At 41.4% G+C, this 16743-nt stretch carries 12 protein-coding genes; 4 read left to right on the top strand and 8 right to left on the bottom strand.

Annotated elements, in window-relative coordinates; genetic code table 11:
* The 3 genes from CRO16_RS12855 to recR all read right to left on the bottom strand — a co-directional run bounded on the left by CRO16_RS12855 (position 1) and on the right by recR (position 3385).
* Positions 1–780 carry a 3'-5' exonuclease gene (locus tag CRO16_RS12855; protein WP_097056775.1) on the bottom strand — a complete coding sequence of 260 codons (780 nt, stop codon included), beginning with the start codon at positions 778–780 and terminating at the stop codon, positions 1–3.
* 489 nt (positions 781–1269) lie between these two features.
* On the bottom strand, positions 1270–2595 hold the full coding sequence (locus CRO16_RS12850; protein WP_097056774.1) for a dihydrolipoamide acetyltransferase family protein: 1326 nt from the start codon (positions 2593–2595) through the stop codon (positions 1270–1272).
* A 172-nt stretch (positions 2596–2767) separates the two neighbouring features.
* Positions 2768–3385, bottom strand: coding sequence for a recombination mediator RecR (recR, locus tag CRO16_RS12845; protein WP_097056773.1), 618 nt, complete (start codon positions 3383–3385; stop codon positions 2768–2770).
* A 108-nt stretch (positions 3386–3493) separates the two neighbouring features.
* Here recR and CRO16_RS12840 point away from each other — a divergent pair, with 108 nt between their 5' ends.
* Positions 3494–4978: a sodium:solute symporter gene (locus tag CRO16_RS12840; RefSeq protein WP_097056772.1), complete on the top strand. Its 1485-nt coding sequence runs from the start codon at positions 3494–3496 to the stop codon at positions 4976–4978.
* Here the strand turns inward: CRO16_RS12840 and CRO16_RS12835 are convergent.
* Positions 4910–5272: a CoA-binding protein gene (locus CRO16_RS12835; RefSeq protein WP_097056771.1), complete on the bottom strand. Its 363-nt coding sequence runs from the start codon at positions 5270–5272 to the stop codon at positions 4910–4912. The two genes, CRO16_RS12840 and CRO16_RS12835, sit on opposite strands and share 69 nt — an antisense overlap.
* Positions 5273–5622: 350 nt before the next feature.
* On the opposite strand from CRO16_RS12835, the gene CRO16_RS12830 reads away from it, so the two are divergent.
* A complete protein-coding gene (locus CRO16_RS12830; RefSeq protein ID WP_097056770.1) occupies positions 5623–7992 on the top strand; it encodes an outer membrane beta-barrel family protein in 2370 nt (789 codons plus the stop codon).
* 103 nt (positions 7993–8095) lie between these two features.
* Here CRO16_RS12830 and CRO16_RS12825 read toward each other — a convergent pair whose 3' ends face one another.
* The gene (locus CRO16_RS12825; RefSeq protein WP_097056822.1) at positions 8096–9106 is read right to left on the bottom strand and encodes a 3-oxoacyl-ACP synthase III family protein; all 1011 of its coding nucleotides are present in this window, start codon (positions 9104–9106) and stop codon (positions 8096–8098) included.
* A 125-nt stretch (positions 9107–9231) separates the two neighbouring features.
* On the opposite strand from CRO16_RS12825, the gene CRO16_RS12820 reads away from it, so the two are divergent.
* On the top strand, positions 9232–11697 hold the full coding sequence (locus CRO16_RS12820; protein ID WP_097056769.1) for a S9 family peptidase: 2466 nt from the start codon (positions 9232–9234) through the stop codon (positions 11695–11697).
* Between the two features lie 68 nt (positions 11698–11765).
* On the opposite strand, the gene CRO16_RS12815 is transcribed toward CRO16_RS12820, so the two are convergent.
* From CRO16_RS12815 to CRO16_RS12805, 3 genes are all read right to left on the bottom strand, one after another.
* Positions 11766–12290, bottom strand: a complete 525-nt coding sequence (locus CRO16_RS12815; protein WP_179670540.1) for an EF-hand domain-containing protein — start codon at positions 12288–12290, stop codon at positions 11766–11768.
* A 181-nt stretch (positions 12291–12471) separates the two neighbouring features.
* Positions 12472–13779: an ABC1 kinase family protein gene (locus CRO16_RS12810; RefSeq protein WP_097056821.1), complete on the bottom strand. Its 1308-nt coding sequence runs from the start codon at positions 13777–13779 to the stop codon at positions 12472–12474.
* A gap of 86 nt (positions 13780–13865) precedes the next feature.
* Positions 13866–14537, bottom strand: a complete 672-nt coding sequence (locus CRO16_RS12805; RefSeq protein ID WP_097056767.1) for a TetR/AcrR family transcriptional regulator — start codon at positions 14535–14537, stop codon at positions 13866–13868.
* Positions 14538–14750: 213 nt separating this feature from the next.
* On the opposite strand from CRO16_RS12805, the gene htpG reads away from it, so the two are divergent.
* A complete protein-coding gene (htpG, locus tag CRO16_RS12800) occupies positions 14751–16637 on the top strand; it encodes a molecular chaperone HtpG (RefSeq protein ID WP_097056766.1) in 1887 nt (628 codons plus the stop codon).
* Positions 16638–16743 lie beyond the last annotated feature (106 nt).

Here is a 16743-nt window from a genome sequence, read left to right as displayed (position 1 = left end):
TTATTTAAGCTTGGTATTTAATTTTCGGAGTTTTATGGCAGTAAGCACTTTTTTGGTGTACAGCGGGAAATCGGCATTTTGGAACCAGCCAAAATAGCCGGGCTCCTGCTCCAGAATGTCTTCTACGCTTTTGCCCTTATATTTTCCGAAGGTAAATACTTCTCTGCCCTTTTTGTCAAAAGCAATGAGTCCGGCGATATCTGCACAATTCTTTTGGGAACTGAATTCAGACAACCACTTTACATCATTCTGCAGCTTATCTTCATACATGTCCAGCTGAGACTTAAGGACTTCAAAAGTTGCTAAGGCATCAGCTTCAGCCCCGTGGGCTCCCTCCAGTTCTCTTCCGCAGTAAAATTTATATGCGGCAGAAAGGGTACGTTGTTCCATTTTGTGAAAGATGGTTTGCACATCTACTGCCAGGGAATTCTTCATATCAAAATCCACACCTGCGCGTAGCATTTCTTCCGCCAGCAAAGGGATATCATAACGGTTGGAGTTGTAACCTGCAAGATCACAACCTTTGATCATTTCATAAACTGTTCCTGCCAACTCCTTAAAAGTAGGTTCATTTTCAACTTTTTCGTTGGTGATACCATGCACTGCCACAACTTCTTTTGGAATGGGCACTGTAGGATTTACGAGCCAGGTCCTGCTTTCGCGGTTGCCGTTAGGGTAGATCTTGAGCACAGAGATCTCCACGATCCTGTCTTTTGCCACATTTGTTCCGGTGGCTTCAAGGTCAAAAAAACAAAGGGGTTTGGTAAGCTTCAGCTCCATTAGAATATCATTCAATTTTGGTAAAGATAATAAAAGTAGTGATCAGTGATAGATGATCTGGGATCAGAAGTTTACAGTGAGCAGTAGCCAGTAGACAGTATGAAATTTGAAGATTTGAAAATGAGGTAATTTGAAAATTCATCTTTCAATGTAATTTATTAATGAGATTATATTTAAGGCTTAGAACATTGAACACCAAGATCACAAGCACCACCCTAAGCAAAGCCCCATCGGGGCGAAATATAATTAGCCTGAGGTTGTCCTCCGGGTTTAGTGGAATACAATGCCAAAAGGCCTGTAAGGGCGACCTATAAACATTTCGCAGTTCTTTTAGAGAAATGAAAAAAGAGAAATAATTCGTGGATCCGTGGATAAAAATCTGTGAGATCTGAGGAATAGAAAGACCGAAAAGCCGCACAGCCGGTCATTTATTAAACAAAAAAAACCACGACTAAAAGGCCGTGGTTTTATATCACTTTTGACAACTTATTAAATGTCTGTCTTGGGATCGAATTTTTCGAGGTACTGCGCTACGCGTTGTACAAACTGCCCCCCTAACGCTCCATTCACCACACGGTGATCGTAACTGTGAGAAAGGAACATCTTGTAACGGATGCCTATAAAATCTCCATCGGGGGTTTCAATGACTGCCGGCACTTTTCTAATTGCACCAAGGGCAAGAATTGCTACCTGCGGCTGATTAATTATAGGAGTTCCCATGATGCTGCCAAAGGTTCCTACGTTAGTTACAGTATAGGTTCCTCCCTGGATATCATCGGGTTTAAGTTTGTTCATTCTTGCACGGTTGGCAAGATCGTTCACTTTTTTAGCCATTCCAACCAGGTTAAGCTGATCGGCGTTTTTGATCACAGGAACAATTAGATTCCCATCGGGAAGGGCGGCTGCCATTCCCAGATTGATATTCTTGCGTTTGATGATTTTATCACCATCTACAGAAATATTGATCATAGGGAAGTCTTTGATGGCCTTGGCCACAGCTTCCATAAATATTGGTGTAAAAGTTAATTTTTCACCCTCTCTTTTCTCGAATGCATCTTTGTTCTTCTTTCTCCAGTTCCAGATGTTGGTTACATCTACCTCAATAAAAGATTGCACGTGCGCCGAAGTCTGGGTACTTTCCACCATGTGATGAGCGATCATTTTACCCATACGGGACATTTCGATGATCTCATCCTCTCCATTTACACTTACAGGTGTTTTCGCAGGCTGCGGAGCCGACTGTTTAGCTGCAGATTGCTGAGCCTGTGGTTGCGGCTGCGCCTGTTTTTGCGGCTGAGCAGAACGGTTTTCAAGGTATCCTAAAATGTCATTCTTGGTGACTCTACCTTCTTTCCCTGTTCCTTCTAATTGCTCAAGTTCCTCAAAAGAAATTCCTTCTTCCTTGGCTATATTCTTCACAAGCGGCGAATAGAACCTGTTGCTGTCTGAATAATCTGCAGAACTTATAGCTTTTGCTTCCTCCACACGTCCTTCTGCCTGGGCAACGGCTTCTTCAATTTCCGGCGATGGCACCTGCTGGTCTGCAACGGGAGTAACCTCTGCTGCGCCTTCTCCTTGAGTTTCAATAATGGCAATGGTCTGGCCTACCTGCACCACATCATCAGCGTTGAAAAGCTTCTCCACCAATACTCCATCAACTTCACTTGGGACCTCGCTGTCAACCTTATCTGTAGCTATTTCCAATACCGGCTCATCGGCATCAATAGTATCTCCAACTTCTTTTAACCAGTTTGTTATTGTCGCTTCCGCAACACTTTCCCCCATTTTAGGGAGCTTAAGTTCAAATTTTGCCATATTCTTATCTAGAAGATTATATACACTTAATTGACTGCGAATTTATTAAAAAAATAGCTCAGTCAATAATAATTATTCAGCTTCGGAAAAAATTTAGGTCGAATTTAACCCTTTTTCCTCCTGCCGATTTTGGGTAAATTTACAATATTTTTAGCGGAGTACTTTTTCAGAATTAATTCCGGAGCGAGCTTTCAAACGGAATTCGGTTGGTGATACTACGACCAAGGGTAACCTCATCGGCATATTCAAGTTCGTCTCCTACAGAAATTCCGCGGGCGATAGTACTGGTCTTTACATTTACTCCTTCCAGCTGCTTAAAGATATAAAAGTTGGTAGTATCTCCTTCGAGGGTGCTGCTAAGAGCAAAGATGATCTCCTCAATTTCCCCATTTTTTGCTTTTTCCACCAAAGATCTGATGGTGAGCTGGGAAGGGCCCACCCCCTCCATAGGATTGATCTTACCTCCCAGAACATGGTACAATCCGCGATACTGGCTTGTATTTTCTATGGCCATTACATCCCGTATATCTTCTACAACACATACCACTTCCTTTTGACGATTGTGGCTGGCACAGATCTCGCAGAGATCGGTATCGCTTATGTTGTGACATTTCCTGCAGAATTTCACTTCGGTCTTTAGGTCCAGTAAAGCTTTGCTCAAAGCAACCGTTTGAGACTCGGGTTGTTTTAAAAGGTGCAGCACCAGCCGCAACGCGGTTCGCCGGCCAATGCCCGGAAGCTGAGACATTTCATTTACAGCTTCCTCCAATAATTTTGAAGAAAAATCCATAAGGTCAAAATTACTCTATATTTCATACAATTCCCAGAAAAAGAAGACTTCTGAAGGGATGCTGCGGATAGAGCGAAGTTTTGTAATTTGCCACCGAAAATTTGACTTATGCAGCCCTCCTTTATCCTTCTGCTTATTGCAGGTTATTTTGCAACTCTCATTTTAATATCCTACTTCACCGGAAGAAATTCAGATAACAATACCTTCTTCAAGGCTAACCGGCAATCCCCATGGTATGTGGTAGCTTTCGGAATGATTGGTGCTTCTCTGAGCGGAGTAACCTTTATTTCTGTCCCCGGCTGGGTTGAGGCAAGCCAGTTTAGCTATATGCAGGTGGTGCTGGGATATGTGGTGGGATATGCCGTTATAGGACTGGTACTGCTGCCTCTCTATTACCGGATGAACCTTACCTCTATCTACACCTATCTCGAGGGAAGATTTGGTACTTATTCCTATAAAACAGGAGCCTCATTCTTTTTACTCTCCAGAATTGTTGGTTCCAGTTTCAGGCTTTTTCTGGTGGCTAATGTGTTGCAGATCATCCTGTTTGACAGTCTGGGAATTCCTTTTTGGGCAACAGTGGTAATGACGATTTTATTGATCTGGCTTTACACTTTCCGTTCCGGAATAAAAACCATTGTCTATACCGATACCCTTCAGACCCTGTGCATGCTGATAGCTGTAGGGGTTAGTATCTATTATGTTTCTGAAGACCTTGGCATCCAGGGTGGAGATCTCATCTCCCATATCTCCAACAGTGAGATGTCAAAAATGTTCTTTTTCGATGATATTAAAAGTGCCGATTATTTCTGGAAACAATTTATTTCCGGAGCATTTATTACAATAGTAATGACCGGGCTGGACCAGGACATGATGCAAAAGAACCTTACCTGCCGAAACCTGGGTGAGGCACAGAAGAACATGTTCTGGTTCACCATCGTGCTTGTTTTTGTGAATCTGTTTTTTATGGCACTGGGTGTACTTTTAACTGAATATGCCCGCGCTAACGGAATTGAAGCCTCTAAAGATGATCTTTTCCCGGTGATCGCTACCTCGGGAGAACTGGGAGTGGGAATAGCCGTATTTTTTATCCTGGGACTTATCGCTGCAGCTTACAGCAGTGCAGATAGTGCCCTAACAGCGCTTACTACCTCCTTTAGTATCGATATTTTGGATATCGAAAAAAGATATGACCCAAAAAAACAGGAGACGGTTAGAAAAATGATCCATATTGGAGTATCGGTAGTTATTATCCTGGTGATCATTGCTTTCAAATACATTATTAAAGATGAAAGTGTGATCGCAAAACTTTTCGTGTTTGCGGGATATACCTACGGACCTCTACTAGGTCTCTACAGTTTTGGCCTCTTCACAAACATGCAGGTACGGGATAAACTGGTGCCGGTAATTGCCATTTTGTCCCCTATTTTCACCTACATAATAAGCGTCAACAGCCTTAAATGGTTTGGTTTCGAATTTGGATTCTTTGTTCTCATCCTTAACGGCCTCCTCACCTTCCTCGGTCTAGTACTGCTGCGTAGAAAGAAGGATGAGCGTACAGGCGATGTCGACCTCGATACCTCTTTCTCGTAAAAGTTTATAGAATTCGGGATTTTCTGTTCCGGGGTTAAAGATCACCCGCTCGGGATTAAGGGACAGGATATAATCATAATATTCCTCCTGTCTTGCCGGCCCCAGGTAGAGGGTCACGGTATGAATATCTTCAAAGGGTAATTTTTCAGTTTCAATATTGACTCCGGCGACTTCTCCTTTGCGAAGGCCAAGTGCAACAGTAGGCACCTGCGCCCTTACCAGCCGGTTAATAGCAATGTGTGCATATCTTCCCGGATTTGTAGTGGCGCCTAAAACGAGGGTTTTCTTTTCCATTTTTTAAAAAATTTTCTACAAGTGTAACAAAGATAAAACTCTGTAGTCTTTAAGGTAAGAAATATTTCCTGCATCGGGGGAATTGAAAAGCATTGATGGTTAGTGTTAAATGACCCCCATGCTAAACCCGTGTAATTTTTTACACGGGTTTTTAATTTAGGCTCAGGGTTTTACCTGGGGAATTTCCTTACACAAAGGTTAAATTTTGAAAATTTTGTAACAAACAGGTTTTTCTGCAGTCTTTTATATAGTAGCCTAAATATTTACGAGGTCGTATGAATTTTAATTAGGTTATACAAGGTATTATGCAACATCAATCATTCTATTAATAACCATCAATCAATCAAAAAATGAAACAGTTAATTTTAGTATTTGTAATGAGCTTGTTCAGTTATTCAAGTCATGCCGGGACTGACCCGACAGACCTGGGTACCATTACTGGACAGATCATGGACAGCGAATTTAAGGAACCTATTCCCTATGCAACCATTTCGGTCACTACCCCTTCCGGGGAACTTGTCACCGGAGCCGTTACTACAGTAGACGGAACTTTTTCCGTAGAAAAATTAAAGGACGGGGAATACATTTTTAAAGCCCAGTTCATGGGATATAAGTCTTTTAGTAAGGAAATAAGGGTTTCCGGAGGCAATAGAGAGATCAACATCGGTACTATTTTTCTTGAAGCAGATGTAGCAGAACTGGATGCAGTAGATATTGTTGCTGAAAGATCTACCATAGAGCAGCGTATTGACCGCAAGGTGGTCAACGTGGGAAAGGATTTGACTACTGCCGGTGCTTCTGCCAGTGAGATCATGAACAACATTCCCAGTCTGTCTGTTGACCAGGACGGTAACATTTCCATGCGCGGCAATGAGAATGTAAGGATACTTATTGACGGCAAACCTACCAACATTCCTGCTGCTCAGCTTTTAAAACAAATCCCCAGCACCTCGATCAAGAGTATAGAATTGATCACCAATCCTTCAGCTAAATATAATCCTGAAGGAATGAGCGGGATCATCAACATCATTCTTCATAAAAATTCAAATCTAGGCTTTAACGGGAACCTCAACACGGGAGTTACCATTGGGGACCATACCCGGTATACCGGATCACTGAACATGAACTACCGCACCGGAAAAGTGAACTTTTTCACCAACCTGGGAACTAACGGTGGGGAAAGCAGCAATAACGGAAGGTTAGAGAATTTTACACGCGACTATACCGAGCAACTTTCCTTCCTTAACAAGAATGAATCTTACCTCGTGAAACTGGGTATGGATTATTATATGGATGATAAGAACACCTTTTCCATCTATACCAACCAGAACTATTATGATGGGGATCCTATTGGAAAGGTAAACCTTTTTTATGGGCCAAACGATGAAAGAAATTTATCTCAAACGTTTTTACTGGACGGGGAGAACCATACTCAAACGTACAATTTTGTGTACAACCATGCATTCAATCCTGAAGGTCATAAGCTGATCCTGGAAGCCGATTACAGTCTTACTGACGAAACTGAAATTGCCGACTACACTTTCACAGGACCGGGATCGGGAGGTTTTACTTCCTACCGCGACGACGTGGGAGCCGAGCTTTCCAATACCACTTTAAACCTGGATTACGAAAATCCATTTTCAGAAACAGCAAAGATCGAACTCGGAGCCGAAGCCAGGTTTAGAAGATCAACCAATGATTACAGCACTACTAATGCCAACCTTGACAACACGCTGTACAACTATGACAACAACATCTATTCTGCCTATGCAACTTTTGGACAAACGCTTGAAAAATGGTCCTATCAGGTTGGGGCAAGGCTGGAACAATATGATGTTGAAGCTGTAATGGATGGAGATCTAATCTATGAGACCGATTATTTGACCTTGTACCCTTCTGCTTTCGTCTCCTATAAATTTGATGAAATGAAGACCCTGCAGTTGAGCTATTCGAGAAGAGTGGACCGCCCGGGATTGAACCAGGTAAACCCGGTGAGGGAGTTTTCTACTCCTCGACTCACCCAACTTGGAAATCCTGAACTGGAACCTCAGTTCACCAATTCCATTGAGATGAACTACACACATAATTTCGAAAAAGGAAGCAGTATTACAGGAGGTGTGTTTTACAGACTTGTAGAACAGGAAATTAGTCAGGTATTATTTGTAGATCCCGAAGACCCTTCAAGACTGGTGCTTACTTTCGAGAACTGGGAAGACAATTCAGCTTATGGAGTTGAGCTTAGCGGGCGCTATAAACCTTTCAACTGGTGGAGCATCAACCCAAGTTTTGAATTGTACAGCAGCACAGAAAAAGGAGTGGTTGGAGAAACTTATCGTGAGGTAGAAGGAACAATGTTCGCTTTACGAGTCAACCAAAGTTTCAATGTCACCAAGAAACTTACCCTCCAATCTTTCGGGATGTACCGTAGCAAAACCAAAATGCTGCAGATCAATCCAAAAGAATTCTGGTTCGTGAACGCAGGTGCACGTTACAGCATCCTTAAAGACAAGGGAACTCTAAGCCTTAATGTAAATGACATTTTTGGCACCCAAAGATTCCAGTTCTACAGCGATGTGCCTTATGAGCAGAGAGGAACTTTTTGGGGAGATTCTCAAACTGTTTACCTCGGCTTCTCCTATAGATTTGGAGGTGGCAAGAACAAAGCCCTGGACAGAAAACAAAGAGATGACAACACCAATGAAGGTGGAGGATTATTTTAATAGATTGTTTGAATTAGCCAAAAAAAATCCGCAGCCTAACAGCTGCGGATTTTTATATTTTAAGAAGCCTATTCTCCGGATTTCAGGCTTCCCATACATTGTTCTACCATTTAATCACTGCACTTGCCCAGGTGAAACCGCTACCAAAAGCTGCCAGCACCACCGTATCTCCTTCCTTGATCTTTCCTTCCTCCCATGCTTCCGTAAGAGCAATTGGAATTGAAGCCGCAGTAGTATTCCCATACTTCTGAATATTATTGTAAACCTGCTCATCTTTCAGCTTAAATTTCTGCTGAATGAACTGCGAGATCCTAAGGTTCGCCTGGTGTGGGATAAGCATATCAATATCTTTAACTTCCAGGCCGTTGGCTTTTAAACCTTCCATGATCACTTCAGAAAAACGAACCACAGCGTTCTTAAAGACGAACTGACCATTCATGTAAGGATAATAGATAATATCATCACCCTGGGGATTCTCTTCAATGATTTGTGGTACCCAGTGCATGGTGCTCGGGCCCTTCAGAGAAAGCTCTAAAGCATGTTTCCCTTCAGAATGCATGTGAGTGGAAAGGATTCCCTGCCCGTTATGGTCACTGCGGGAAAGCACTGCTGCTCCTGCCCCATCCCCAAAAATTACAGAAACTCCGCGGCCACGGGTTGAAAAATCAAGTCCACCGCTGTGGTTTTCACTACCAATCACAAGTACATTCTTATACATACCGGTCTTGATATACTGATCTGCAACAGAAAGCGCATAGATAAAGCCACTGCACTGATTTCTTACATCAAGAGCCGGACACGTATTGATGTCGAGCATTTCCTGCACCTGCACTCCCCCACCCGGGAAATAATAATCGGGACTTAAAGTTGCAAAAACAATAAGCTCTATGTCATCTTTGGAAATATTGGCGCGTTCAATTGCTATTTTTGCTGCCTTTACTCCCATGACAGCTGTAGTGTTGCCATCCCCTTTTTTAATATGTCGTCTTTCCTTTATTCCTGTCCTCTCCTGAATCCAGGCATCATTGGTATCCATGATCTTCGAAAGATCATCATTAGTGACCACATTCTCCGGTACATAAAATCCTAATCCCGCAATTTTTGACTGATACATGAAATGTTTTTTAGGCTTTGTGAAATTATTTCTCTTAAATTTAGGCAATTAATAAAAAGTTGCCGTGCAATATAAGAAAGATTAACATTCTAAGCCGCAGCAGTATTCAACCTAATTTATTTCCCATGAAAAAAGTTATTTTAAGCTTCCTTTCCGTTTTTTGCTTTAGTGGAGCAATTAACGCCCAGGAGAACCTTACCTATCAAAAACCGCCACAGGAAATCCTTGAACTTGTAGATGTGCCTCTTGCGCCTTCCACCTTAATTGACAGCGACGCCGAGAAGATTGTATTTCTTTACCGCGACCAATATAAATCTATAGCCGAATTAAGCGAGGAAGAACTTAGATTAGGCGGGTTAAGGATCAACCCGGTGACCAACATCAGCAGTCGCGCCACTTATTATAACAATATCCAGGTTAAAGATCTATTGGCAGATGAGCCGGTACAGATAAAAGGGCTTCCGGAAGAACCAAGGCTTACAAATTTTAGCTGGTCTCCCGATGAGTCAAAAATGGCTTTTACACATACTACTTCTGAAGGGGTGGAATTGTGGGTGGCCGACTTTAAAACAGCTACTGCAAAGAAACTTACCGGCCCTACGCTCAATGCTAATATGCGTGATGTGATCAACTGGTATAAAGATAACTCTGCCATTTTGGTCAAAATGCTGCCGCAGGACAGGAAGAAACTTATAGATACTGAAACTTCAGTCCCTACAGGCCCCACCATTTCAGTGAGTGATGGGAAAGAAGCTCAGAACCGTACCTATCAGGACCTGCTGCAAAATCCAAATGACGAATATAATTTCGAACAACTGGCCCGTGCAGAGCTGGTTAAGGTAAATCTGGATGGTACTACTTCAAAATGGCTGGATCCAAAAATGTACAGCAGCATTTCATTTTCTCCAGACGGGAATTATGTCATGGTTGAACATATCAAGAAGCCGTTTTCATACCTGGTGCCTTACAATCGTTTCCCTTCAGAATCTGAAATTTACACCAAAGAAGGACAAATGGTGAATAAAGTGAACGATGTCCCGCTAATTGAAGATCTTCCAAAAGGTTTTATGGCCGAAAGAGAAGGCCGCCGCAATATTTCATGGAGAAGTGACGCTCCCGCTACTTTGGTTTATGTAGAAGCTCTTGACGGGGGAGATCCTGAAAAAGAAGTACCCTTTAGAGATGAAGTGTTTTTACTGGAAGCACCTTTTAAGGATAAGGGTAAACCAATCCTAAAAACAAAAGATCGCTTTAGCGGAATTATCTGGGGGGATAACAACACTGCTATTGCGATGGACTATTGGTGGAATAACCGTAATACCCGCACCTATGTCTTTGATCCTTCAAGCCCCAAAAAAGCACCAAAAGTCCTCTTTGACAGAAATTACCAGGATCGTTACAGCGACCCGGGCAGCTTTGTGACTGAAAAGAATGATTACGGACAGTATGTCCTGAAATTATCCAGGAACAACAGCTTTTTGATGGGTGACGGATTTACGCCTGAAGGTCAATATCCATTTGTAGACAAAATTGATCTTAAAACAGGAGAAACCGACCGGCTTTACCAGTCCTCATATAATGACAGGAAAGAAACCCTTGTAGATGCAATTGACCTGGAAGAAGGCAAGCTTCTGGTTAGAATAGAAGCTTCTGCCGAATATCCCAATTACTACATCCGTGATATAGATAACAAAGAGGATCTTACCCAGATCACCAGTTTTAAAAATCCATTTGAAAGCCTGGAAAATGTGTCTAAAGAGGTGATCACATATAAGAGAGATGATGGCCTGGAGCTCAATGGAACCCTTTACCTGCCGGAAGGTTATGACAAGAAAAATCCTGAAAAACTACCAATGATCGTTTGGGCATATCCGAGGGAATTCAAGGATAAGAATTCAGCTTCTCAAAACACCTCTAATGCAAATGATTTCACCTATCCGTATTACGGCTCCCCAATTTATTGGGTAAACCGTGGATATGTGGTTTTGGATGATGCCTCTTTTCCAATAGTGGGAGAAGGAGAAGAAGAACCCAATGATTCTTTCAGAAAACAATTAGTAGCTAACGGAAAAGCTGCAATAGACGCAGTGGATGCACTGGGATATATAGACAGGGATCGTGTTGCGGTAGGAGGCCATAGCTATGGCGCGTTTATGACAGCCAACCTGCTTTCCCACTCTAACCTTTTTGCTGCCGGAATAGCCCGTAGCGGTGCCTACAACAGAACTTTGACCCCTTTTGGCTTCCAAAGCGAGGAAAGAAACTACTGGGAAGCTCCGGAAGTATATTATAACATGTCCCCATTTATGCATGCCGATAAGATGAAGACGCCGCTTCTCCTTATTCATGGAGAAGCCGATAATAATTCGGGAACTTATCCAATGCAGAGCGAGCGTTATTTTAATGCCCTTAAAGGTTTAGGAGCTACTGCAAGATTGGTAATGTTACCAAAGGAAAGCCATGGCTACAGCGCCAAGGAATCTGTGCTTCACGTACTGTGGGAGCAGGATCAATGGCTTGAGAAATATGTAAAGAACAGGGAGCAGACAGAGTCCAATATTCAACAGGCTACGCCACAGCTTCAGAATTAAAACTCCTGACACCCCATAGAAAAAGCCCGCAAATTTGCGGGCTTTTTCTTTTCTTATCATTGGATTTTCTACCATTTACTAAAGGCATCATAATCGTTGAATTCGTCTTCATCAATATAATTGTCATCATTGACATCCCAATCTTCAAAAGTGCTGACGTTCCATTCCTCATTATCGATTAGCCCGTCCTCATTGGCATCATATCTTTCAAACCAGCTGTTGTTGTTATTTGCTTCTTCCCATTCTCCAATATCAAGTTGACCATCCATATTGATATCAAAAGAGCTATAATCCTGGTCTCTTAAAGTAGCTCCCACGCCAGATTCAATTCCCTCGTTCCATTCATCTGCATCCAGGAAATCATTTTTATCGCGGTCAAAACTTTCGTAAGCCATGTCTGATAATTCCACGTAATCCAGTTTTCCGTCCTTATTTTCATCCCAGGTACTGTATCCGGTTTTATTTCTTTCTGTAAACTCGGTTTGGTTGAGCTTTCCATCCTTGTCGGTATCATATTTATCAAATTCCTGGGCATAAGCTCCGGTTCCAAGTATCATACAAATTCCCAGAAAGGTTCCTTTTACAAATTTCATCTTCATTTTTTTTAGTTCGACTTCATTTTTATTTCTCCAACCTGAATATAATACCTAAAAAAGCTGATTTAAAACACTTTAGCTTATTTAACAGGAGAGAATGAAATTTTAGTTTTATAATAACAGGAATAAAAAAACCGGGTTAAAAAAACCCGGTCTGTTATCATTATATAGATGATCTTTAAGAATATTGTTTGAATCTGTTGATTTTCACGGTGGCGCCAAGATCATGAAGAAGGTTATACAAACCAAAGAAGGTTCGGTTAATATAAAGGAAATGCTTACTGCCCCGGTTTCCGTTCATTTTTCGCAGCTCCTGATCTTTACTATACTTTTCACTTAAAGCAGTCACTGAGCTCCAGAAATCTTCATTGGAAAAATCGAAGTCTTCCCCATGAAAAGGCGACGTGAACAAATTCAGCATTTCATAGAACAAGGCTGAAAAAAATTCGATTTCCCTGGGGTTATCGTCTTTCCGAAGGATCTCCAGTTGAAAAAGACGGGCATTAAAAAATTCAGGATCGTTGATCTTATCCTTGTCGGCAAGTTCAAAATAGGGTTTGTAAAAGTCTTCAGGAACCTGCTTTACACATCCAAAATCGATAGCGATGAGATTTCCCTCTTCATCCACAAGAAAATTTCCGGGATGAGGATCTGCATGTACGGCCTTAAGGATATGCATTTGATACATATAAAAATCCCATAGCGCCTGCCCTAATTTATCTGCTAATTCCTGATCTCTGTTCTGTTTGGCAAAATCACTAAGATGCTTCCCGTTCATCCAGTCCATAGTAATGATTCTGGCGCTGGAGAGTTCAGGATAATACTGCGGAAATCTTAGGTTTGGAATATGGCTGCAGGCTTTTGAGATCTCAATGCTTTGCTGAACCTCTAATTTATAATCTGTTTCCTCCAGCAGCTTGCCTTCCACTTCTTTAAAATATCTTTCGGAATCCTTTCCCTGCAGGTTGAACATCTTTATAGCAATGGGTTTAACCATAGCGAGATCTGAACTTATACTATCGGCCACTCCGGGGTATTGAATCTTAACAGCTAACTCTTTCCCATCTTTAGTTGCTCTATGTACCTGCCCAATACTGGCGGCGTTCACGGACTCTGCGGAAAAAGTGTCAAAAAGTTCATCCGGATATTGCCCGTGATATTTTTTAAAGGTTTTCCTTACCAGGGGTGCCGAAAGTGGAGGTACGCTGAATTGTGCCAGGCTAAACTTTTCCACATAGGCATTGGGAAGAAGGCTCTTCTCCATAGAAAGCATTTGCGCCACCTTTAGAGCACTACCTTTGAGGCTTTTGAGGCCGTTGTAGATGTCTTCAGCGTTATTCTCATCCAGTTCATCACGGGAAAGGTCTCCATTTATTGCCTTTTTTGAATAGTATTTAAGGTAATTTCCTCCCACCTTTATTCCTGTCTGTACCATTTTCCCGGTACGACTAAGTTTGCCGGTGGGTATCTTATCTATAGTTTTCATATCATTTGTATTTAAAAAACCCGCCAACCGGAATAGTAGGGGGTAAACCGGCAGCGGGCCCATGCCTAAGCTGATGTTATTCAAGTTTAAGCCATTCTCTCTTTCCAAAGGAATTTTCCAAGATCAAGAACTCTTTCTAACGGAGTATTGTCAAAAACATCAAAAACTGTATTTACAGATTTTTCGATCGCAACATCTGTGCTTTCAAACTGAGGTGAATTATCATCCATCCAGAATTTAAGCAGGAATATCAATTGTATCCAGGCAGCTTCAGAAAAAATAGTTTCAGATCTCTTCAGCAGTTTAACCTGTTTGTTTTCATTCTCGAGACGAATAAGATCTACTGCATAATTCCTCACCTCACGTCGCAGCCCCTTCAACTCTACCATATTATTGAGCATGGACTGTTTGTTCTTCAGGGTAAATAAGACATAGCTCCTATTGGCAGTAAGGATTTCAAAAAAGGTAAAATATAGAGTAAGCATTTTTTCCCTATTGCCATAAGTTGCATATTCCCGGCTACTCTGCATTACCTCGAGAGTATGTTCAAAAAAACGTTCCCAAATTCCCTTTTTCAGACCTTCAAAACTTCCGAAGAATTGATAGAAATCTGCTTCAGTTATACCGTTAATTTTACAGAACTTATAGACTGTTCGTGGCTCTTCTTCATTCTCCAGAACATATTCCATGTACATCTCGATTAGTTTCTCCCGGGACAAATTTTCATTCTGCTCTATTTGTTGTTCTTCTGTTGTCATCACTTTGTTTTATAATCAGTTACGAAGATACAATTTTTGTTTAAGTTATAATAAAAATATTTAAACAAAAATCTATTAATTGTGGTTAATGTGGATTATGGAGGTAGTCGCAAAATATATCTTTTCATTACTGCTGTCAGTTTGTCAGCGGACTCCTATTGGTACTTTTTTTGACTTAACAGGACGAACGATATAAATTAAATTTAAAAATATATGGCAACCGGAAACATTAACGTATCTGTTGAAAACATCTTTCCTTTAATAAAGAAGTTTCTTTACAGTGATCATGAGATCTTTTTAAGAGAATTGATCTCCAACGCTACAGATGCAACATTAAAACTAAAGCATCTTACCAGCATTGGGGAAGCAAAAGTTGAATATGGAAATCCTGTTATTGAAGTAAAGATCGATAAGGAGAAAAAGCAGCTCATCATTAGCGACCAGGGAATTGGAATGACAAAAGAAGAGGTTGAGAAATACATCAACCAGGTAGCTTTTTCCGGAGCTGAGGAATTTCTTGAAAAATATAAGGATTCAGCAAAAGACAGCGGGATCATTGGCCACTTCGGTTTAGGTTTCTACTCTGCCTTCATGGTAGCCAATAAAGTAGAGATCATCACCAAATCTTACAAGGACGCACCGGCAGCACACTGGATCAATGAGGGAACTACAGAGTTTACCTTAGAAGAAGCAGATAAAAAAGAGCACGGAACAGATATCATCCTTCACATCAATGAAGATGACAAGGAGTTTTTGGAAGAAGGCAGAATTAGAGAACTGTTGACCAAGTACAACAAGTTCATGCCTATTCCAATAAAATTTGGAACAAGAGAAGAGGAGATTCCGCTTCCTGAAGATGCTCCCGAAGATGCAAAACCTGAAACAAAAGTTGTTGATGACATTATTAATAACCCAAACCCTGCATGGACCAAGCAGCCAACAGAATTAGAAGATAAAGATTATAAGGATTTCTACAGGGAACTTTATCCAATGCAGTTTGAAGAGCCTTTGTTCCACATTCACCTTAACGTAGATTATCCATTTAACCTTACCGGAATTCTTTACTTCCCAAAAATGTCTCGTGATATGAACATACAGAAGGACAAGATCCAGCTGTATCAAAATCAGGTGTTCGTCACAGACAATGTTGAAGGAATTGTCCCGGAATTCCTTACGATGCTGAGAGGGGTGATCGATTCTCCGGATATTCCGCTGAACGTTTCCCGCTCTTACCTGCAGGCAGATGGCGCTGTGAAAAAGATCTCCAGCTACATTACCCGTAAGGTAGCAGATAAGCTGAAAGCGCTTTTCAACAACAACCGCGAAGATTTCGAGAAGAAGTGGAATGACATTAAGATCGTGATCGAATATGGAATGCTTTCTGAAGACAAATTCTTCGACAAAGCAAAAGATTTCGCCCTTTACCCTACTGTTGATGATAAGTATTTCACTTTTGCTGAATTTATTGAAAAGGTAAAAGAAAACCAGACCGACAAAGATGGTAACAAGGTATTGCTTTACGCTTCCAATAAAGATGACCAGCACAGCTACATTGAAGCTGCGAAAGAAAAAGGATACGAAGTACTTCTTTTAGACTCACCTATCGTCTCTCACCTGATGCAGAAGCTGGAAATGAGTGAGGAAAAAGTCACTTTTGCCCGTGTAGATGCAGATCACGTGGATAACTTGATCAAAAAAGATGATGAAAAGATCTCTAAACTTTCTGACGAGGAAAAAGAGAAGCTAAAAGGAGATTTTGAAAAGGTAATCCCAAAAGAAAAGTATACAGTACAGCTGGAAGCAATGGATTCAAATGCTGCACCGCTGCTAATCACTCAGCCGGAATTTATGAGAAGGATGAAAGAAATGCAGCAAACCGGTGGCGGCGGAATGTTTGGAATGGGGAACATGCCCGAAATGTATAACCTGGTGGTAAATACGAACCACCCGCTTATTTCCGAAATTCTGAACACCAAGACCGAAAAGAAACAGGAAAGGCTTATCAAACAGTCTCTGGACCTTGCACGTCTTTCACAGAACCTTTTAAAAGGAGAAGAATTGACTTCTTTTATCAAGCGTAGCTTTGAGATGATCAAGTAAAATATGATGTTTTCAAAAAAGCCGCTTCCCCACAACCGGAGAAGCGGCTTTTTTATTGAGATAAGTTAAAAGTTGCCGTCACTTGTTTTCAAAGAACCCAGATAAA

This window comes from Salinimicrobium sediminis (assembly GCF_900215295.1).
In the GTDB taxonomy this organism is placed as follows: Bacteria; Bacteroidota; Bacteroidia; order Flavobacteriales; family Flavobacteriaceae; genus Salinimicrobium; species Salinimicrobium sediminis.
This window is presented reverse-complemented; position numbering and strand designations above follow the sequence as displayed.

Coding starts and splice junctions, on each gene's coding strand:
- CRO16_RS12825 (WP_097056822.1), bottom strand. CDS start 9,106: ATGTATCAGTCAAAAATTGCGGGATTAGGATTTTATGTACCGGAGAAT.
- CRO16_RS12820 (WP_097056769.1), top strand. CDS start 9,232: ATGAAAAAAGTTATTTTAAGCTTCCTTTCCGTTTTTTGCTTTAGTGGA.
- CRO16_RS12805 (WP_097056767.1), bottom strand. CDS start 14,537: ATGACAACAGAAGAACAACAAATAGAGCAGAATGAAAATTTGTCCCGG.
- CRO16_RS12835 (WP_097056771.1), bottom strand. CDS start 5,272: ATGGAAAAGAAAACCCTCGTTTTAGGCGCCACTACAAATCCGGGAAGA.
- CRO16_RS12815 (WP_179670540.1), bottom strand. CDS start 12,290: ATGAAATTTGTAAAAGGAACCTTTCTGGGAATTTGTATGATACTTGGA.
- CRO16_RS12840 (WP_097056772.1), top strand. CDS start 3,494: ATGCAGCCCTCCTTTATCCTTCTGCTTATTGCAGGTTATTTTGCAACT.
- CRO16_RS12855 (WP_097056775.1), bottom strand. CDS start 780: ATGGAGCTGAAGCTTACCAAACCCCTTTGTTTTTTTGACCTTGAAGCC.
- CRO16_RS12830 (WP_097056770.1), top strand. CDS start 5,623: ATGAAACAGTTAATTTTAGTATTTGTAATGAGCTTGTTCAGTTATTCA.
- recR (WP_097056773.1), bottom strand. CDS start 3,385: ATGGATTTTTCTTCAAAATTATTGGAGGAAGCTGTAAATGAAATGTCT.
- htpG (WP_097056766.1), top strand. CDS start 14,751: ATGGCAACCGGAAACATTAACGTATCTGTTGAAAACATCTTTCCTTTA.
- CRO16_RS12850 (WP_097056774.1), bottom strand. CDS start 2,595: ATGGCAAAATTTGAACTTAAGCTCCCTAAAATGGGGGAAAGTGTTGCG.
- CRO16_RS12810 (WP_097056821.1), bottom strand. CDS start 13,779: ATGAAAACTATAGATAAGATACCCACCGGCAAACTTAGTCGTACCGGG.